10 protein-coding genes are annotated in these 21,792 nt (G+C 38.3%); 4 read left to right on the plus strand and 6 right to left on the minus strand.

All coding sequences use genetic code 11. The annotated features are described in order from the left end of the window. Positions 1 to 2: 2 nt before the first annotated feature. From IPP32_01675 to mutY, 4 genes are all read right to left on the minus strand, one after another. Positions 3 to 2,189, minus strand: a complete 2,187-nt coding sequence (locus tag IPP32_01675; GenBank protein MBL0046796.1) for a tetratricopeptide repeat protein — start codon at positions 2,187 to 2,189, stop codon at positions 3 to 5. A 66-nt stretch (positions 2,190 to 2,255) separates the two neighbouring features. Further along, positions 2,256 to 3,779 carry a hypothetical protein gene (locus IPP32_01680; GenBank protein ID MBL0046797.1) on the minus strand — a complete coding sequence of 508 codons (1,524 nt, stop codon included), beginning with the start codon at positions 3,777 to 3,779 and terminating at the stop codon, positions 2,256 to 2,258. After that, entirely contained in the window at positions 3,776 to 4,279 is a 504-nt protein-coding gene (locus tag IPP32_01685) for a tetratricopeptide repeat protein (GenBank protein ID MBL0046798.1), read from the minus strand. Before IPP32_01685 ends, IPP32_01680 begins: the two co-directional genes overlap by 4 nt. Before the next feature lie 229 nt (positions 4,280 to 4,508). Beyond that, positions 4,509 to 5,561 carry an A/G-specific adenine glycosylase gene (mutY, locus tag IPP32_01690; GenBank protein MBL0046799.1) on the minus strand — a complete coding sequence of 351 codons (1,053 nt, stop codon included), beginning with the start codon at positions 5,559 to 5,561 and terminating at the stop codon, positions 4,509 to 4,511. Positions 5,562 to 5,709: 148 nt separating this feature from the next. Between mutY and IPP32_01695 the strand changes: the two genes are divergently transcribed. The 3 genes from IPP32_01695 to IPP32_01705 all read left to right on the plus strand — a co-directional run bounded on the left by IPP32_01695 (position 5,710) and on the right by IPP32_01705 (position 8,630). Beyond that, positions 5,710 to 5,994, plus strand: a complete 285-nt coding sequence (locus tag IPP32_01695; GenBank protein MBL0046800.1) for an integration host factor subunit beta — start codon at positions 5,710 to 5,712, stop codon at positions 5,992 to 5,994. A 5-nt stretch (positions 5,995 to 5,999) separates the two neighbouring features. Further along, positions 6,000 to 6,812, plus strand: a complete 813-nt coding sequence (locus tag IPP32_01700; protein ID MBL0046801.1) for a tetratricopeptide repeat protein — start codon at positions 6,000 to 6,002, stop codon at positions 6,810 to 6,812. A gap of 267 nt (positions 6,813 to 7,079) precedes the next feature. Next, on the plus strand, positions 7,080 to 8,630 hold the full coding sequence (locus IPP32_01705; GenBank protein ID MBL0046802.1) for an Rne/Rng family ribonuclease: 1,551 nt from the start codon (positions 7,080 to 7,082) through the stop codon (positions 8,628 to 8,630). A gap of 2 nt (positions 8,631 to 8,632) precedes the next feature. Here IPP32_01705 and IPP32_01710 read toward each other — a convergent pair whose 3' ends face one another. Continuing rightward, positions 8,633 to 10,012, minus strand: coding sequence for a T9SS type A sorting domain-containing protein (locus IPP32_01710; GenBank protein MBL0046803.1), 1,380 nt, complete (start codon positions 10,010 to 10,012; stop codon positions 8,633 to 8,635). Beyond that, positions 9,909 to 11,432: a hypothetical protein gene (locus IPP32_01715; protein MBL0046804.1), complete on the minus strand. Its 1,524-nt coding sequence runs from the start codon at positions 11,430 to 11,432 to the stop codon at positions 9,909 to 9,911. The genes IPP32_01710 and IPP32_01715 overlap by 104 nt, the downstream gene beginning before the upstream one ends. 395 nt (positions 11,433 to 11,827) lie before the next feature. Here IPP32_01715 and IPP32_01720 point away from each other — a divergent pair, with 395 nt between their 5' ends. Next, positions 11,828 to 21,736, plus strand: a complete 9,909-nt coding sequence (locus tag IPP32_01720) for a tandem-95 repeat protein (GenBank protein MBL0046805.1) — start codon at positions 11,828 to 11,830, stop codon at positions 21,734 to 21,736. The last annotated feature ends 56 nt before the right edge of the window (positions 21,737 to 21,792 follow it).

Consider the following 21,792-nt stretch of genomic DNA (forward strand, 5'->3'; position numbering starts at 1 on the left):
TTTTAAACCACAGGAATATGCAACAAAAAAGTACTGCCGACATTCTGCATTGATTCAATTTCCAACTTCCCACCCATCATCTCCAAACGCTTACTAATATTCCTTAAGCCATTGCCTTGATACGTTTTCTCTGTATCAAAACCATTTCCATCATCACATACTTTTATTGCAAGAATATTGTTTTCAAAGCCAACTTTGAGTTGTATGCTGTTGGCTTGAGCATGCTTTAAAACATTGTTCAGGATTTCTTTTACCGTTAAATAAATATTCCGTCTTTGTTTGGCTGCCATTTGTATTGCCGGTAGTGTTTCTTGCACATCAGCTTTTCCACTTAAATTGTTTTCTTTCAAAATGGAGTCGTAATATTTTACAATAAAATTCACTAGCTCTTGTAAGGTATCTCGATGCGAATTTAAAGACCAAATAATTTCATCAATTTTATGAATGATGCCATTGGTGGAGTTTTTTAAACCACCCAAATCAACGGCTGGGCTTGCACTTTGTGTTTGCAGGTGTTCGTTCATCCTAATTTTGAGTAGTAAATTACTCAGATCAGCACCCACATCATCGTGCATTTCGTCGGCAATACGCGTGCGCTCTTCCACCAGCGCTTGCTCCTTTTCAAGCAGCATTAATTTGCGCTCCGATACTTGTTGCAGCGATACAGCTTTGTAGCGACTGTATAACAGCCATCCCAATACAAACAGCACTACAATTCCAGCCAGCATAGCATTTTGCTTGAGTTTGTGCTTTTGCAATTCGGAGTCTTTAAATTTTATTTGCAGGTCTTTTGCCTTTTGAGCCTCATTGTTTTTTAAGCTATCCGCCAAAGCTTTTTTATCAAATTCATACTTCGCTTCTTTGAGTGCGACGGCTACTTTTTTATTTTGATTTATGGCGGAATCACGAAGGCTTATAAATTGCTTATATGCTGTAAGAGAAGCTTTGTAATTGCCTTGCTTTTCGAAGAGTTGGCTTTGGAGTTCGGCGAGGTCCCGGGATTGGTTTAAAGATGGATTTTCAATTAAATATCTTTGCGCCTTTTCACTATATTTACTAGCAGTGGCAAAATCGGCCCTCTTAATATTAATGCTACCAAGTGCAATGTAATCGTCTATAACGTTAATATTATTTTCCAGCAGAGAGTCAAAATAAAGTCCCTTTTTCAAAAAAACAGCAGCAGAATCATATTCCTGTAGATAAGAAAATGAATTTCCAATATTAGCACAAGCTACTGAAATCCCTTCTTTATTTTCCAATTCAATTTGTTGCTTCAGTGCCCTTCTATGATATTTTAATGCAATAGAATGTTTCCCTAATTTATCATATACCAATCCAATATTAGCTATCTGAGTTGGGATATGTGAATTGTAAGAATATTTAATACTTAATTGAAGACATTTTTGCATATACTCCAAAGCATTTGAAAAATCATTTAATAATAGCTTAATTGATCCCAACACCGTATAACTTTGAGTTAAACCCCATACATCGTTAATTTCCTCCCGAATCCTTAAACCTTTTAATTGATATTCTATTGCCTGTTCATAGTCGTTTTGTTCTAAAAAAACATTAGCAATATTACTGTAAGATGTTGCAGCATTTTTTTTATCTCCAATTCGATTCTTGATTGCAATACTTTTAAAATAGCATTCAATCGACTTTTTATAATCCGATTTCCATCTATAAACTAGTCCCAAATCACTTAATGCAGAAGCGGTTCCTTTAAGATAACCAATCTTAGTGCTAAGGCTTATACTACTTTGCAAATACTCAATTGCTTCAGGGTAATTGCATAAAGCTTGGTACATACCACCTATCTGCCGCAAGGCATTTGCTTCACTAATTTTATCAATTGTTCTCCTGCTTAAAATAAGTGCTTGACAATTTAATTGCAATGCTTCTTTATATTTTCCAAAATAGTCGTACGTTTTGGCAATTAACAAAAGTGCCTTTGTCTTCTCTCTATCTCTCATTAAATCGTTAGCTATTAAGAGTGCTTCCTCTGCAAGTCTTAGTGCTTCTTTAGGTGAAGTGTAATTTGCCTTCCAACCCGAATCAATCAATGCATTAATTTTGACGGTATCCTGAAGCATCCAAATTAAGCCATTGTCAAGTGATTGTGATGCACAAGGTGAGGGATATTGGAGCTGCATAAAAAGACTAAAAAGAAATAAAAATCTCATCATGCTAATTTCATTTTATTTAAATCCTCAGCGTACATAAAAATTGGGTTTACTCAAAATAAATTCTATTTAAACCACCGGAATAAACATTAAAAATGTACTCCCAGAATTAGGTACTGATTTTATTTCCAACTTTCCATCCATCATTTCCAATCGCTTTCTCATACTCCTTAATCCATTTCCTTGAAAAGATTTCTCGGTATCAAATCCCTTTCCGTTATCGCATATTTTTATTTCTAGTAAATCGTTAGCAAATCCAACACTAAGTTGTATGCTTCTGGCTTGAGAATGCTTTAAGGCATTGTTCAGAATTTCCTTTACAGTTAAATAAATATTCCGTCTTTGTTTGGCTGCCATTTGTATTGCTGGTAGTGTTTCTTGCACATCAGCTTTTCCACTTAAATTGTTTTCTTTCAAAATGGAGTCGTAATATTTTACAATAAAATTCACAAGCTCTTGTAAGGTATCTCGATGGGAATTTAAAGACCAAATAATTTCATCAATTTTATGGATGATGCCGTTGGTGGAGTTTTTTAAACCACCCAAATCCACTGGCTGTGTTGCACTTTGTGTTTGCGTATGTTCATTCATCCTTATTTTGAGCAGTAAATTACTGAGGTCGGCACCCACATCATCATGCATTTCGTCGGCAATCCGGGTGCGCTCTTCCACCAGTGCCTGCTCCTTTTCTAGCAGCATTAATTTGCGCTCCGATACTTGTTGCAGCGACACAGCTTTGTAGCGACTATATAACAACCATCCCAACACAAACAGCACTACAATTCCTGCCAACATAGCATTTTGCTTGAGTTTTTGCTTTTGTAATTCGGAATCTTTGAATTTTATTTGCAGGTCTTTTGCTTTTTGAGCTTCATTGTTTTTTAAGCTATCCGCCAATGCCTTTTTATCAAATTCATACTTCGCTTCTTTGAGTGCAACGGCTACTTTTTTATTTTGATTAATGGCGGAATCACGAAGGCTTATAAATCGCTTATATGCTATAAGGGAGGCTTTGAATTTGCCTTGCTTTTCGAAGAGTTGGCTTTGGAGTTCGGCGAGGTCGCGGGATTGGTTTAGAGTAGGATGATCAACCAAAAATTTACATGCAATTTCAAGGTAGTTTTTTGAGGCTAAATAATCTCCACTTTTTAAACAAACTTTACTTAATATAATGTAATCGTCAACTATACTAATTCGATTTTGAAGAATAGAATCACAGTAGAGTGCTTTTTTCATATATATCATAGCAGAATCATACTTTTGAAGATTAGCATAGACCTCTCCAATATTTGTATAATTTACTGAAATTCCTTCCATATTACCAAGTTCAAATTGTTTTTTAAGAGCCATTTTATGATACATCAATGCAGTGTTTTGTTTTCCTAATCTACTGTACACTAATCCTAAATTTCCTAGAATATTTGGTATTTGTGATTTGTAAGAATATTGAATATCAAATTGCAGGCTTTTTTGCAAATAAAATATTGCAGTTGGAAAATCATACAATAAGTATTTTAACGAACCCATAATATAATAACTCTGTGTTAACCCCCATACATCATTTATATCCTCTCGAATCCTTAATCCTTTCAACTGATATTCAATTGCTCGATTGTAGTCATTTTCGTTAAAAAAATATCTGCCACATTAGAATAAGAATTTGCTAAATTTTTTCTATCACCAATTTTGACTTTGATAGCAATGCTTTTTAGGTTGTACTCTAACGCTTTTTTAAAATCCAGTTTCCATTTATAAACTAAACCTAAATCACTCAATGCTGATGCGGCGCCCTTTAGGTAACCAATTCTTTTGCTCAGTAAATAACTACTTTGCAAATATTGAATGGCTGCGGGATAATCACATAATGCTTCATACATTCCACCTATTTGCCTCAAAGAGTTTGCTTCACTAATCCTATCTGAAATCCGTCTACTGATAGTAAGGGCTTGGAAACTGATTTGTAATGCCTCCTTAAAATTACCAAGTAAATCGTGAGCCTTCGCCTCTAAAAGCAATGCCTTTGCAGCGCCTTTATCCCACTTTAATTCAATTGATTTGAAGGTTGCTTCCTTTGCAAGTTTCAGCGCAACCATTGAATAAGAATAAGTCGCCTTCCAACCTGAATCAAGTATCGCATTTATTTTAACTGTATCTCGAAGCCTCCAAATTAAGCCATTGTCAAATGATTGCGACATGCCACTTGCGAGTGTAGGCAACTGAATTAAGAGATAGAATAGAATTATTTTCTTCACGAACAAATTTTCACTTTTTTCAAAACTACAACTTTCGCAAAAATGAAAAAATACTCAAAAAGGATGATTTTTAGCTTAGGTCGTTTACCACCCTATCAATCAATCGCGGCAATGCATAGCTATTTAATTGCTGCTTTTTAATTTTAAGAAATGAATTGTGAATACCAACGGGAATGCCTTTGCCAATGCGTATAGTAAAAAAACGCGCTTGTAATATTTGGTGGCTTAGGAGGTGTTTGCAGTAAGGAGATATACTCACAATTTGGATAGGCGTATTGCCAAAAAATGCCTTCCATTCAGGGCTTTGCAGGAGTTCCTTTTCGGAAATATCGCTTGTGGTTTCCAGCAATGGGAATTCAAAAAGTCCTTGCCAAATGTCGCCCGCGCCCCTTTGTTTAATATAGGTGTAAGCCCCTTGCTCGAGCAGGAGGTAATTAAAATAGCGTGTGCGTTGCTTCGTTTTTTTTGCCTTAAGCGGCAATATGCCAACCTGTTTGTTACGTGCAGCCTGGCATAGCTCAAGTAAACAACAGGTTCCACAATCGGGATTATTGGGTAGGCATTGCAGGGCGCCAAATTCCATAATGGCTTGGTTGTATTCAGCCGGATTTTTCTTAAGGATTAATGCTTGTGCAAGAGTTGCAAATTCCTTTTTCCCTTGAGGGGAATCAATAGGGCTTGCTATACCAAAAACTCTTGCTAATACGCGGTACACATTGCCATCCACCACCGCATGAGGGGCATTAAAAGCAAAGGAAGCAATCGCTGCAGCGGTATAATCGCCAATCCCTTTAAGGGCGCGAATGGCTTCATAATTTTGCGGAAATTTGCCCTTGTGCTTTTGTACTATTTCCTTTGCCGCGAAATGCAAATTGCGGGCGCGCGAATAATAGCCCAAACCTTGCCAAAGCTTCAGCACGCTATCCTCATCGGCCGCAGCCAAGTCCATTACATCCGGAAAACGAGTAACAAAGCTATGGTAATAAGGCATACCCTGCGCCACACGTGTTTGCTGTAATATTATTTCAGAAAGCCATATATGGTAAGCATTCCGGGTATTGCGCCAAGGCAAATCGCGTTTATTTTGGCGGTACCATTGAATTAATTGAGCGGCAAAGTCCATAATTAAAGTGTAACACAGTGAAACAGAATAAAAAACAAGTGGTTCATTTTTGGTGTTCTGTTTTTAAATTCTATATTTGCAGCCCCAAATTAAAAAAGTATAATCGATACAATCTAATAATAACTTAAAAATCAAATTACACACTTCAATGACAAAAGCTGATATTGTTGCAGAAATTGCAGAAAAGACAGGGATCGAAAAAGTTGCCGTACAAGCTACCGTAGAAACATTCATGAAATCCGTTAAGGGTTCGTTAACCAAAGGAAACAACGTTTATTTGAGAGGGTTTGGTTCTTTCATCATCAAAAAAAGAGCTGAAAAAACAGGAAGAAATATTTTAAAAAACACATCAATTATTATTCCGGCTCACAATGTACCGGCTTTTAAACCGGCTAAAACATTTAGCGAAAAAATTAAGAAAACAGTAAAATAATTTTAATGACTACTCCTCGAAAAGCACAAATAGCAGCGATTTTAGGAGCAATTGCACTTCTCGTTCTTTTATTATTTGCACGAAAAACCGGAGCGCCCGAAAGCACTAAAAAATCGGAATCTGCTGCTTCAACTGATTTTTCAATGGAATCCTACATCGATTCTATTAAAAAAACACTTGATAAAAATGCACTTGCCCTTATTGAGGAACAAGCTGCATCCCAGTCGGCAGCAGCCTTAGATTCATTGAGTGGTATTTGGCACAGTTTGAATCAGGCTGGAATTGAAGCGCATTATTTACAAAAAAGTGCTGAAATGCAACAGGATGCAAAAAAGTGGAATAAAGCCGGTGCGGCTTACTACAAAGCATCCCGTTTTGCCACAGAATCATACCGACACTATTTTGTGGATCAAGCGGTGGCTGCCTATTCTAGTTCCTTACAATTGGATTCGAGTAATTTGGATACAAAAGTAAATTTAGGAATTTGCTATGTGGAAAGCACAGCGGAACCAATGAAAGGAATTATGTTGCTGAGGGAAGTGGTGGCCAAAGATTCGACGAATATCAACGCACAATTAAATTTGGGCTTGTTTGCTGTTCAATCCGGTCAATACGATAAAGCAATTGAACGCTTTAAGAAAATTCTCCGGTTAAATCCTGAATTTACAGAAGCTTATTTGTATTTGGGACAAACGTATGCGAATATTGGTAAGAAGAAGGAAGCGATTGAAGCATTAGAAAAATTTAAAGAATTAAGTAAGGACGAAACGGTTGTTTCGGAAATTACGCAGTACATAAATCAATTAAAAAACAGTTAAAAACGAACTACAATGCCAAGCGGAAAAAAAAGAAAAAGACATAAGATTTCAACGCACAAGCGCAAGAAACGTCTTCGTAAAAACAGACATAAAAAGAAGAAATAGTTTTTTCGATAGGGCTTTGCATTAGCATATCGTAGCTTAATTGCTGCGCATTACTTTTGCTAATGTATCGCCATTTGTCAACTAATCCTTTCTGAATTAAGATGTTCCCTAAGGCTGAAAAATCAGTCGTGGGGAACGTGTATTTACTTAAAAATAACTTTTGTGAACAACGAATTAATAATTGATTCTACTGCCACAGAGGTTGTTATTGCCCTACTCAACGACAAGCGATTAATCGAACTTCATAGAGAAAAGAGAAATAACAACTTTTCGGTAGGTGACATCTATTTAGGAAAAATAAAAAAGGTAATGCCCGGGCTCAATGCAGCCTTTGTGGATGTGGGCTATGAGAAAGATGCGTTTTTGCATTACCTCGATTTAGGTCCGCAGTTTAACTCTTTGATGAGTTACAGCAAACGTATTGCAAGCGGCAAACAACGCGAAAGCCTACTCAACCACTTTACACTCGAGCAGGATATTGATAAAGGCGGCAAAATTACGCAGGTATTGGCAAGTAACCAGCACATAATGGTGCAAATTGCCAAAGAACCAATTAGTACAAAAGGTCCGCGCATCAGTTGCGAAATTTCCCTTGCCGGGAGATACATTGTGCTAGTGCCTTTTAGCGACCGCGTTTCTGTTTCGCAAAAAATTAAAGGTGCCGAAGAAAAGGACCGATTAAAGAAATTAATTCTTGGAATTAAACCCAAAAATTTTGGTGTAATCATTCGCACTGTTGCCGAAAATAAAAAGGTGACCGAAATTGAAGCGGATATGAACGACCTCATAAAAAAATGGGACCTCTGCTTTAATGAGCTTAAAAACTCAGCTCCACCTAAAAAAGTGTTGGGCGAAATTGACCGCACTTCCGCCATTCTTCGCGATATCTTGAATCCTTCTTTTAACAGTATTGTGGTGAACAGTGAGGATATGTTTGAAGAAATAAAAAACTACCTCCAAACCATTTCTCCTGATAAGGAAAAAATTCTAAAGCTTCATAAAGGACCTGATCCAATTTTTGATGCCTATGGGGTGGATAAGCAAATTAAAGGCTCTTTTGGTAAAACGGTAACCATGAAAACAGGTGCATACCTGATTGTGGAACACACCGAAGCCATGCATGTGATTGACGTGAACAGTGGCCACCGCAATAGAGCCGAAAACAACCAGGAATCGAATGCCTTAGAAGTAAATTTAGATGCCGCTGTGGAAGTATCACGCCAATTGCGTTTGCGCGATATGGGTGGTATTATTGTAATCGATTTTATTGACATGCACAATCCCGCTAATCGTAAATTATTGTACGAAAAGCTGAAAGAGGAAATGAAAACCGATCGTGCAAAACACAATATATTACCGCCAAGTAAATTTGGTGTAGTTCAAATTACACGTCAACGGGTGCGCCCTGAGATGAATGTAATTACGGTAGAAAAATGCCCAACATGTAATGGAACCGGCGAAATTGCTGCCAGCATTTTACTTAGCGATGAAATCGAAAACAATTTGCGCTACATCGTAAAAGAGCAAAACGAAAAAAATGTTACGCTAAACGCTCACCCCTATTTAGCAGCTTATTTTACCAAAGGACTTTTTTCCATTCGTTACAAATGGTGGAGAAAATACAAATGCTGGGTAAAAGTGAAACCGGTAAATGCATATCACTTTACTGAGTATCATTTTTTGAATGGCAATGAAGATGAAATTAAGGTATAACCTTATTCAATCACCACCATTCTTACCACTTTTTGATCTTTCACTTTAAGGGAACAATAATAAATTCCTGAAGCAAGCCCGCTTCTATCAAGCGTTTCGGTATAGTTACCCGGATTGAGGGGCCCATTTTTTATGGTCTTCACTACCTTACCTAATTCGTCCAAAAGCAATAATTCCACGGTGCTTTTTTCCTTTATGGAATAAGCAATGGTGGATTGTTGGCTGAATGGATTTGGATAATTTTTTAACTCCAAGCTCGAAGTTGATGCTTCAAATTCAACTCCGGTAATGAGCTGATGAATGTCTGTGATATTTGCTGTGTAAATACCATTTCCATGTGTACCTATTACAACTAAACCATCAGATGATCGACTTACAATTACATCGCTTACCACACTTCCAATTGAATTTGCACCTTGCTGCGCCCACACGGTAGTAAGCCCTTTTAGCGTATCGGTGGCATATACACCTGTGCTACTTGCAACAAAATAAGCAGTACCGTTGCTCAAAGGCAATATTGACGCCCATCGTAAAGATGGCCCAGCACCGGTTCCATTTGCATTTACCTCCAGATTCCCGCCAACTTTAGTCCAAGTTGTGCCTCCATTTGTAGTAGCATACAGACTATAAATACTATAGTTTGAAAAAACCAAAAGTACATGATCCGCATTATTGGGATTAACTGCAATGCAGCTTACATAAGCAGTTGCCGGAAAGGCCGCTGATGAAATGTTTATTGGTACCGGATTGCCGCTATTTGCATTGTCGACACGGTATATTTTTCCCTTACGGTTTCCATAATACAGGCGGTTGGCAGGCAATTTTGAGATGGCTATTGCGGTTATAGAAGTTGTTGAATCGCGCGTAAATGAGAGAGAATCCCAATTTTGATTGCTGCGCAAATAGGTATTCGAAACAGCGATTTGAGAAAGGTCGTGGTTGCGGTAAATCATATCTCCACAGGTAAGATACAACACCGCATTGTTATTGGGATCCAATACAAAAGGTGCAATAAAATCATATTTTGTGGTATCTGCCATCAACGGATCAATACGTACATATCCATTAGTAAATCCATTTGTGCCCATAGTAGTTTTAATTAATTTGCCTTCTTGTCGAGAGTAATAATAATTTGTTCCACCATCCGCAATAGCGCAATAGGAACCATCGCCTAAAGATGGTTGAGTCCAATTAAATGAAGGGCTTAATGAATTGGTATAAAGTGTTCCATTATCTTGAGCTCCACCAATAATAACACTATCTCCCGGGCTTGCGGGATCAATTGCGAGGGTATAAAATTGGGTGGATAGATAACCTTGATTTAGTGAATTCCAGGTAACAGAAGGCGCTAGTAATATCGCTTGTTTTAAATACTCCCCCATCACAAGTGGAATACATTACATTGGGAGTATTCAAAGAAAACAAAACACTGTGTTGATCGGGATGATGATTGGGATATAGCGTGTAAAATGGAATGGTAGCACCGATTCCATACCCTCCTATTTGACTTGTATTTGCGGCAGATGTGAAGCCATCAGTGGATCGAAAGAGGTTGGTACCACCAATGATTACAGTAGATGAATTTCCGGGCTGCACGCGCACCACTAAATCATATCCTCCTTGAGAGTTAAATTTATCAAAGATTCCCCCGTTGTCAGGAAGATTCATGGAGCGATCTTCCCATTGTCCGCCAAGACTGTCTCCGTTTCCACTTAAATAGGTATATTTCCAAAGGCTATTTTGTTCCGGTGTTCCTGCATAATTGGTAGTTGTTTTACCGGAACCTGGGGTTTCAGCTAAAAAAAATACTTCGTTTTCATTATTAGGATCTATCCCAATTACAATGCGGTTAGCAGTATCCATAAATGTAGGAGAAATATCCGTCCAGTTGGTTCCATTGGTGGAGCGCCAAATTCCGGGATGATTACCTTCTGTACTTAATGTGGCATACACAACGCCTGTGGGAGTTACAGCAACATCCGTAAAATACGAAAACGGACCGCTGCCATTTGAGCCTCTCACTAGCGTCCAGCTTGTTCCCCCGTTTACACTTCTAAAAATTGCACCATAGGTCGCTGCATAAACTTCATTCTGAGCTGCATTGCTTGAATCGGTTTGTACATTCCAAACCAGATCCCAAACATTGTCAAAAATTTCAGGAGTACTGGCACCTGTAGATCCTAATTTGGTCCAAGATATTCCATTGTTGATGGATTTAAATAATCCGCTACCTAAATGAAATGCACTCCCACCGCTAGCTGAAGCACCATAAGCTTCGCCTGAACCGTAGTACCAGATGTTACGATGTGCGGTTCGCTGGTCTTGCGCAATGCACGTTACACTCTGATTAATATTGGCAGCTGAAACTTTTGACCATGAAACACCACCATTTGAAGAACGCCACATACCACCAGAGACAGCGCCGGCAAGCAAAATATTTTCATCATTTAAGTCAAAAGCCATAGCTCTTGTTCGGCCTCCGTAATTGAATGGACCTCTTGTGTTCCAAGAAAGTAATTGTGTGCTTCGACTGTTTGATGAACTAGCATCAGATGGCAATGTTGCCGCATAGGCCAATTCACGTTCACGGATATGATCTGGAATTTTACCGCTAACAGGATCCATTAATCGTTTGTATTCCCATTCATTTCGTTTGCGCGAATCATCGGCTGCTTCTCCTCCACTAACATATTTTGCTGAATGTTGAAAGACTGGTTTTTTAGCGCTTTTTATTTTAGGGGATAAGCTAAAGGCAGGTAGCGCCAAAAGTAGCACTAATCCGAAGGCGATATTTTTTTTCATGTTTGAAATAATTTCTTACCCAAATGTAAACTTTTTGAGAAATACCGATTGAGCAAGCATTTTATTCACGATACATGAATCATAAATTTTAATAAAACCGCCACAATTTTGCATTCTTCGGGCTATTGAGTACTTTTGTTATGTTAAAAACTTTGTGTAAAAAACACGTCTTGCCCTTTATTTCCCACCCCAATTAAAGGTTAAAATTGTGTTATGTCGGCGAGATAAAACATTTCGAGAGGATTTTATTCAAAAAAAAAGGATTTGTATTTTAATGTTCAAAGCTTACATAATTACCACTAAGTCTTCGAAATGATAGATAAATTCAGTATCTTCGATGAAAGGCAAGAATGTCCTTGCTGTAAAAAAACAAATTATTTTTTTACCCAAACTTTATGAAATCTAATTTATTGCTGCGTTTCATCAACTTTTTGAGCATTCTTTTGTCACTAAGTTGGATGAATGTAAGTGCGCAGTCAAATCCCTTTTTTGAACTAAAAAATCCCTCATCAGTACTCGAATTCAAAAAAACAACAACTCCCAACAAGGATGATTTTAGCGCTATTAAAAATAAAAACACCCAACAAGATTATAACGGTTATGCGCTACAGACCTTGTTAGCATTTAACAAAAAATTTACACCGGCAAATACAATTCTAACCGCACCACTTGCCGAAAATGATAATTACATTTTAGATGAAGATGTAACACTTACTATTACAGACCCCTTATTGGGCTTGCTCGCTAATGATTCAGATCCTGATTTAGACAATCTAACGGTCAGCCTTATTCCTGTGACTTTACCTACTAATGGCACAGTTACCATTAACCCGGATGGTACTTTCGAATATATACCGAATCCTGATTTTAACGGGACTGATTCATTTGAGTATGAAGTTTGTGATGACGCAGCAATACAGGAATGTAGCAAGGCTATTGTAAGTTTAACCATTTCTGCTGTAAACGATGCCCCAATTGCTTTGGATGATATAACTGTGCCTCCTGCCATTGAAGATACCCCTTATACTGGAATTTCCCTATTGATAAATGATACTGATCCGGATTTAGGTGATCTCCTGACTATTACTAGCACACCAATTCTTGGTCCAACCCATGGCGGAGTGACCATTCATCCTGATGGAACCTATACCTATACTGCCCTTCCAAATTATTTTGGCACTGATTCATTTACCTATGAAGTATGTGATAATGGAAGCCCGATTCTTTGTGCAAATGCAACGGTAAACATAAGTATAACAGGAGTTCCAGACCCTCCTGCGGTGGGCAACGATTTTTATGCTACAAATGAAGATATTACTTTAAATGGAAGTTCATTATTATCAAATGATTTAGATTTTGACAGTCAATTGCTGGTTATCAATACCAGTCCCATATCGGCGCCAAGCCATGGTAATCTTATCATTTCACCCGATGGAACATTCAGTTATACACCTCAATTAAATTTCAATGGTTCGGACTCATTTGTGTATGAAGTATGTGACGATGGAATTCCATCAGAGTGTTCACAAGGCATCGTTTCCATAAATGTGAATCCACTTAACGATGCACCAATTGCAGGCAACGATACGGTTTCAACAAACGAGGATAATGCCTTAGTCGGAAATACAGTTTTAGCGAATGATTCCGACCCCGATACCAACACTTTATCTGTTAATACCGTGCCGGTGCTAAGTCCTGCGAACGGTTCGCTCAGCTTAAATTCAGATGGTACATACTTGTACACTCCGTTTGCAAATTATAACGGAATAGATTCTTTTATTTATAGTGTTTGCGATAATGGAAGCCCGGTTTTATGCACGAATGCAACAGTTAACATTTCGATTGTTGCGCTTAACGATGCTCCGATAGCCGCTAATGATGTAGCTGTTACGAATGAGGATGTGGTGCTAAACGGCGCAACTGTGCTTTCAAATGATTCGGATGTTGATGGAAATCCATTAACTGTGAATACCACCCCAATTACCTTGCCTTTACATGGAGCCGTGAATTTAAATTCAAATGGAACATATACGTATACTCCAGATTTAAATTACACCGGAAGCGATAGTTTCGTTTATGAAATTTGCGATAACGGTACTCCAACATTATGCGCTACTGCTTTGGTAACAATTACAATAAACCCGATTGCCGACACACCAATTGCCAACAGTGATAATTATACTACAAACGAAGATGCCTTACTTAATGGAACAAGTGTTTTAGCTAACGATAGCGATGGTGATGGTGATGCGCTTACAGTATCCACAATCCCTGTTAGTAATGTAACACATGGTGTATTGATATTAAATTCGGATGGTACTTTTATTTATATACCGACTGCAAATTATAATGGTTCGGATAGTTTTGTTTACCAAGTCTGTGATGGATCATCGCTGTGTTCCACTACAACTGTAATTATTACTATTAACGCTGTTAACGATTCTCCTGTTGTCGTTAATGATTTATCATCCGTAAATGAAGACAATGTATTAAATGGAAGTTCCGTGCTTATAAATGATAGTGACCCGGAATCAAATACATTAACAGTTAATACAATTCCAATTAGTGGACCCTCTAATGGAATTCTTGCACTAAGCGCAACCGGTACATACACATATTCTCCCAGTCCAAATTATAACGGTACCGACAGTTTTACTTACCAAGTTTGTGATAATGGAATTCCTTCGGTATGTGCTACCGGAACAGTTACAATTACTGTAAATGCTGTGAACGATGCTCCTACCTTAGTAAATAATGTTGGAATTACAAGCGAAGATGTATCGTTAATTGGCACCTCATTGTTAGCCAATGATTCGGATGTGGATGGAAATATTCTAAGCATAAATACTACACCAATTGTTAGTCCTGTAAATGGAATATTAGTAATAAACGCCAATGGAACGTATTCCTATTCTCCCAATCTTAACTTTAATGGAACGGATAGCTTTGTGTATCAGGCATGCGATAACGGTAGCCCATCTCTATGTGCAAATGCAAGTGTTGCACTTACTATTAATGCGGTAAATGATTTGCCCCTTGCAGTGGGCGATGTTGGTTCAACTGCTGAAGATGTTACATTAAACGGAACTTCTGTACTGGCAAACGACAGCGATCCTGAAGGAAACACATTAACTGTATCTGCAATACCCCTTGTAGCCCCGGCGCATGGAACCGTGAATATTAACTCAAATGGGACCTATGTTTACACTCCTTTTTTAAATTATCATGGCACAGACAGCTTTGTGTATGAGGTTTGTGATAATGCCTCTCCGGTTGGATGTTCAAGTGCCACTGTAACAATTACGATTACTTCGGTGAACGATGCTCCTTTAGCTGTTGCGAATGCATTCAGCACAAACGAAGATACCCCGCTAAATGGAACATCAATACTTTTAAATGACAGTGATGTGGATGGGGATCCGACTACTTTAAATACTATTCCAACTGTGCTTCCTTTGCATGGATCGATAACACTCAATGGTGATGGAACTTTCACGTATATTCCAGCGGCAAATTATTCGGGCAGTGATTCATTTACTTATCGTATTTGTGATAACGGTGTACCTGCACTCTGTAGTACAGCACTTGTTTCAATTACTGTAAACCCTGTGAACGATGCTCCTGTTGCGGTAAATGGCGCCTATTCTACCTCTGAAGACACACCATTAACCGGTTCGTCAGTGCTGGGTAACGATAGTGATCCGGATGGAGATTTATTAAGTGTGAACACCACCCCTCTCGTGAATGTAAGCAGTGGAATTCTTAATTTAAACTCAGATGGAACTTTTACCTATACCCCGGTTTTAAATTTTAATGGCACAGTTAGTTTTGTATATCAAGTTTGCGACAATGCTATTCCTTCGCTTTGTTCGCAAGCAACAACAACAATTGATGTGCTATCGGTGAACGATGCTCCAGCTGCAGTTGCTGATGCTTACAGCACTAACGAGGATACCCCGCTTAATGGCAGTAGTGTATTAATTAATGATAGTGATGTGGAAGGGAATACAATTACAGTCAACACAACACCGGTTTCATTACCCGTTCATGGAAATTTGGTGCTTAATATTAACGGTACTTTTACCTATACACCTGCTGCTAATTACAATGGCAGCGATAACTTTGTGTATCAAATTTGCGACAATGGAGTTCCTTCACTTTGCTCCAATGCAACTGTAACTATTACAATTGTATCGGTGAACGATACACCCATCGCCACTGATGACAATGGAACAACCTTAGAAAATATTGTATTGAACGGAACCAGTGTGCTCACAAACGACTCTGATCCGGAAAACGGCGTACTTACTGTAAATACTGTACCGGTTACAAATGTGGCGCATGGAACGCTTACCCTTAATTCAAACGGAACCTACGTGTATACACCAAACTTGAACTACAATGGATTCGACTTTTTTGTATACAGTGCGTGCGACAATGGAACACCAATTGCTTGTGCAACTGCAACTGTTACCATTTCTATAGGTTCGGTAAATCAATTTCCTCTGGCCCTAAACGATGCAATATCAACCAATGAGGATACTCCCAACAGTGATAATGTATTGACAAATGATAGCGATCCGGATTTGGATTTATTAACGGTTACAGCGCTTACAAACTTCCCAACCTTACATGGCAAAATTACGATAGCTGCAAATGGAGCCTACACCTATACCCCAAATTTAAACTATAATGGATCTGATATTTTCACTTATCAAGTGTGCGACAACGGGAATCCATTGCTGTGTTCCAATGCTTCTATAAATATAACAGTAAACCCTGTGAATGATTCACCGGTAGCAGTTAACGACAATGTATCAACACCTGAAGACACACCGTTATTAGGAACAACTTTGCTTACTAATGATCTCGATGTAGACGGAAATACGCTTACCGTTTCTACAAGCCCTTTGGTTCCTCCTGCCCATGGTACACTGCTGCTTAATTCAAATGGTACTTATACTTACACACCAAGTTTAAACTATGTGGGAGGTGATACATTTGTTTATGAAGTTTGTGATAATGGCATTCCTAGTGCATGCAGCAATGCAGTTGTTTTAATTACAATTAGCCCTGTTAATGATGCTCCTTCAGCAAACAATGACACCTATGTTACAAATGAAGATGTGGTGCTGAATGCAAGTAGTGTCTTACTTAACGACAGTGATCAGGATGGAAATGCACTTCAAGTAACAGGAATTGCAATAACCCCTCCGGCGCACGGAAATTTAGTTTTAAACGCAAATGGCACATTTATATTTACCCCGTTTGCCAATTACAACGGCACAGATAGTTTTGTGTATCAAGTGTGTGATAATGCTGCTCCTTCTCTTTGTTCTAGTGCAACTGTAAACATAACTATTAATTCAATTAATGATGCTCCGGTTGCATTGTTGAATGCAGCAAGTACTGCTGAGGATACCCCAATAAACGGTGCATCAGTCTTATTAAATGACACCGACCCGGATGGTAATCCTATTACCATAAATACTAGTCCGGCTGTAAATCCAATTCATGGAACTGTTGTGTTGAATGCAGATGGAACCTATCTCTATACGCCCGTTTTAAACTACAGTGGCAGTGATAGCTTTACTTATCAAATTTGCGATAATGGGAGTCCGGTTTTATGTGCAACTGCAGTTGTTTCAATTCTAATTACAGCAGTTAACGATGCGCCAGTTACCCTTGACGATTTTGCACTAACGAATGAAGACACGCCTTTAAACGGAACAACTGTTTTAAGTAATGATTCGGATCCTGACGGAAACCCGATAGTGGTAACCATTGCTCCAATAAGCCCACCAGCTCATGGAAACTTAACCTTAAATGCGAATGGAACGTATGCTTATGTGCCATTTTTGAATTATAACGGCTTGGATAGCTTTGTTTATCAGGCATGCGATAATGGAGTTCCGCCTTTATGCTCTACCTCAACTGTTACTATTACCATTAATGCTATTAATGACGCCCCATTAGCTGCAAACGACAGTTATACCGTTGCTGAAGATGGCTCTTTAATAGGAACAAGTTTATTGCTTAATGATACCGATCCGGAAGGAGGCGTAATTGTAATAAACACTGTTCCAGTTACTGTTCCAGCTCATGGAACTCTTTTAATTAACCCAAACGGAACATTTACCTATACTCCAAATTCAAATTACAATGGAGTTGATAGCTTTGTGTACCAAGTGTGCGACGCCGGAATTCCTGTTGCTTGTTCAACTGCAACGGTAACGATAACAGTTACTCCGGTTAACGACGCACCAATAGCTGCTGACGACAATGGCTCTACATTGGAAAATACAGTATTGAATGGTTCAAATTTACTTTCGAATGATAGCGATTTGGATGGTAACCCTTTAACCATTACAACAACTCCGGTAACACCTCCTGTTCACGGAATAGTGGTAATTAATTCAAATGGAACATATACCTACAGCCCGAACTTTGGCTATTCAGGTTTTGATAGTTTTGTATATCAAGTTTGCGACAATGGTAGTCCGGTACTTTGCGACAATGCTACGGTAACAATTGGAATTGGTGCAGTAAATCACTCCCCACAACCATTAAATGATGCATTTACTACCAATGAAAACATCGTCATATCAGGTTCCTTAGCCACAAATGATGTGGATCCGGATGGCAATAATTTGATTTATTCAATAACTCCTTTCATTGCACCATCCAATGGAATTGCTGTAATTAATGCGAATGGAACATTTAGTTATACACCTAATCTTAGCTTCTCCGGTATCGATAACTTCACGTATCAGGTTTGCGACGATGGTGCACCATCTCTTTGCGTAACTGCTTCTGTTAGCATAACTGTAAACCCTGTAAATGATGCACCATTTGCTAATGCTGACTTTACCGGCACTACAGAAGACACTTCACTCAATGGAATAAATTTATTACTTAATGATACAGATCCGGATGGTAACACAATTTCAATAAGTACCACACCAGTTAATGCGCCCCAACATGGTACTTTGCAAATTAACACCAATGGAACTTATAGTTACATCCCCAATTCCAATTATTTTGGCGCTGATAGTTTTGTTTATCAAATTTGCGACAATGGTACACCTGCATTATGTGACACTGCAATAGTATTAATTTCTATCACCTCCGTAAATGATGCACCTGTGGTAGTAAATGATTTCGCAAGTACACTTCAAAACACGCTAGTTTCCGGAAATGTTGTTACTAATGATTTCGATATTGATGGTCCGGCCTTAGCTGTTTCCCTGCTCACAAATGCACTTAATGGGAATATGGTATTAAATTCAAACGGTACCTTTAACTACACACCTGATAACGGTTTTATTGGTAACGATTCAATTTCCTATATTGTTTGTGACGGGGGAGTGCCAAACTTATGCGATACTGCAACCCTTTTGATAAGCGTTACCCTTGCGCCGAATACTATCCCGGTAGCAAATACCGATAATTATTCAGTAAATGAGGATAATACTTTAAATACTAGTTCATCCATATTAGCAAATGATTTTGACCCCGATGGAAATACTATTACATTAACCATTTCACCAATTGTATTTCCTTTAAATGGAACGCTTTCCTTGAATTTTAATGGCACTTTCTCCTATACACCGGACTTAGATTTTGCAGGCACAGATAGTTTTGTATATCAAATTTGTGACGATGGAACTCCCGCTCTTTGTGATACCGCAATTGTTTATCTCACAGTGAATGCTGTAAACGATGCACCAATAGCTGAAAACGATAGTCTTATTACTTTACTAAATACAAGTGTTAATGGTGATGCATTGTTTAATGATACGGATGTTGATGGCCCTACCGCAATTGCTTCGATTCTTTCATTGCCTGCAAATGGCACGGTGGTGATGAATGGAATTGGTTCATTTACATATACCCCCGCCATTGGTTTTACAGGTACTGACTCATTTGTTTATACAGTTTGTGACGGAGGAAATCCAAATTTATGTGCTGTAGCAACAGTTATTATTGTGGTTAACCCTTTGCCTCCAAATCAAGCACCGGTGGCAAACGGTGACTACTTTATCACCAATGAAGATACTCAGCTGAGTGGTAGTCTTTCTGCCAATGATGCTGACCCGGAAGGCAGCACATTAATTTACAGCGCCTTTAATGGTGCGACTCCACATGGAACTATAGCCATTAGTGCTAGCGGAAATTATATTTATGTGCCAACTTTAAATTACTTTGGAACGGATTCATTTACCTATACCGTATGTGATACCGCCACTCCGGCATTATGTGATACTGCTATTGTAACCTTTACAATAAATGCCATAAATGACGCGCCAATTGCACAAAACGATACAGCAAACATTCTACAAGGAACAGCAGCCAACGGAAATGTTTTAAACAACGACAGTGATATAGAAGGAGCGACATTAAACTCTAGCTTACTTGTAATTCCAATTAATGGTGTTGCTGTTATTAATCCTAATGGAAGCTTTAGTTATACTCCTAATTCAAATTTTGTTGGTACAGATATCTTTTCTTACTTAGTTTGTGATGGAGGCAGTCCCAATATGTGCGATACTGCATTAGTAGTTATAAATGTAGATGCACCGCCTTGTGCAGGCTACCTTGCAAATTCGGACAATGAAAGTACAAATGAAGATTTCCAACTTATTATTTCAGAATTAACCAATGACAATGTAATACTCACAAATATATTGGTTGGTATTTCAACTAACCCTTTAAATGGGAGTGTTGTGATAAATGCCAATAACACAATTACCTACACCCCTAACCTAAATTTTAACGGGAACGATAGCTTTGTATACACTGTTGGAAAACCTAGCGGCGGACCATCTATTTGTGATACGGCAATTGTAAACATTGCCATTATAGCTATTAATGATGCCCCAATTGCAGTTGATGATACCGTAAACACTCCACTGGGAACGGCTGTTTCAGGAAATGTGCTATTGAATGATTTAGATGTAGACGACCCTTTACTCTCTACCACTCAAGCAACTGCTCCTTCAAATGGAACCCTTGTATTTAATACGAACGGTACATTTATCTACACTCCTTTCGCAGGCTTTTTGGGTAGTGATAGCTTTACTTATATTGTATGCGACGGCGCCACACCACAACTATGCGATACCGGACTTGTAACCATTTTTGTAACGGGTCAACTTTGTGGTGGATTTTTAGCTATATCAGATACTGCAAGTGTTTCAGAAGATAATACTTTATTACTTTCTGTATTAGCTAATGATACTGTTATTCTCTCAAATGTTGGCATTTCGATTACACTCAATCCTTTGCATGGAAGCATAATAATTAACGCAAACAATACGATTTCCTATTCACCAAATGTGAATTATTTTGGCACAGATAGTTTTATATACGCAGTTTTAGACACTTCCCTTCCTAATCCTGTTAACTGCGATACAGCACTAGTTAAAATTAAAGTTATTGCAGTAAATGATAGCCCTTTAGCAAAGTCTGATAATTTTCAAACGTTTGAAAATGTAAGCTTAAATGGAAATTGTTTGATAAATGATTCAGATATTGATTTGGATTCACTCCAAACAACGGTGATTTCACAGCCTTCCAATGGAACGCTCAACTTTAATTTAAATGGAACTTTTACGTATATCCCCAATGCTCAATTCATTGGAAATGATAGTTTCATTTATTCGCTTTGTGATTTAGGTATTCCTTCACTTTGCGATACAGCCATCGTAAACATAACCGTGTTAAGAGTGAATAAAGCACCATTCGCTATGGATGATACAGTGAGCCTGAATCAAGGTGATGCCGTTACCAGAAATGTGCTTGTGAACGATATGGATCCTGACTTAACCGATTTATTAAGCATATCGCTAATTACAACTCCTCCCCAACACGGTGGGCTAACCCTAGCCGCCGATGGGACCTTCACTTATACTCCTGATGAATTATATGCCGGTACGGATTCCTTTGCTTACGAGGTGTGTGACGATTATGTGCTTTCAAAATTATGTGCAACGGGTATAGTCCGTATTACCATTAACGAAACACCTTTTACAGTGCCCAATGCTTTTTCACCCGATGGAGATAACATCAATGATTTCTTTGTAATCAAACGCATTCAAGCATATCCACAAAATGAGCTAAGAATTTTTAATCGATGGGGGAATTTAGTGTACAGCAAAAAAGGGTACGACAATACCTGGAATGGTAAATCCTCAGATGGCTCCGAGGGAAAAGAATTAGCGAGTGGATCATATTATTATATACTGACCTTTAATGACGGAGTTAACGAAGCAATGCAAGGTTACATTGTAATTCGTAAATAATTAATTAAAATGAGAATGGAAACAAAATCTATACGAGCAAACCGGTATTCAAAGTT

Source organism: Bacteroidota bacterium (assembly GCA_016721765.1).
In the GTDB taxonomy this organism is placed as follows: Bacteria; Bacteroidota; Bacteroidia; order UBA4408; family UBA4408; genus UBA4408.

Bases quoted from the DNA above. Each gene is read 5' to 3' on its own strand.
- IPP32_01715 (MBL0046804.1), bottom strand. From the start codon at position 11,432: ATGAAAAAAAATATCGCCTTCGGATTAGTGCTACTTTTGGCGCTACCT.
- IPP32_01685 (MBL0046798.1), bottom strand. From the start codon at position 4,279: ATGGTTGCGCTGAAACTTGCAAAGGAAGCAACCTTCAAATCAATTGAA.
- IPP32_01695 (MBL0046800.1), top strand. From the start codon at position 5,710: ATGACAAAAGCTGATATTGTTGCAGAAATTGCAGAAAAGACAGGGATC.
- IPP32_01710 (MBL0046803.1), bottom strand. From the start codon at position 10,012: ATGGGGGAGTATTTAAAACAAGCGATATTACTAGCGCCTTCTGTTACC.
- IPP32_01675 (MBL0046796.1), bottom strand. From the start codon at position 2,189: ATGATGAGATTTTTATTTCTTTTTAGTCTTTTTATGCAGCTCCAATAT.
- IPP32_01720 (MBL0046805.1), top strand. From the start codon at position 11,828: ATGAAATCTAATTTATTGCTGCGTTTCATCAACTTTTTGAGCATTCTT.
- IPP32_01700 (MBL0046801.1), top strand. From the start codon at position 6,000: ATGACTACTCCTCGAAAAGCACAAATAGCAGCGATTTTAGGAGCAATT.
- mutY (MBL0046799.1), bottom strand. From the start codon at position 5,561: ATGGACTTTGCCGCTCAATTAATTCAATGGTACCGCCAAAATAAACGC.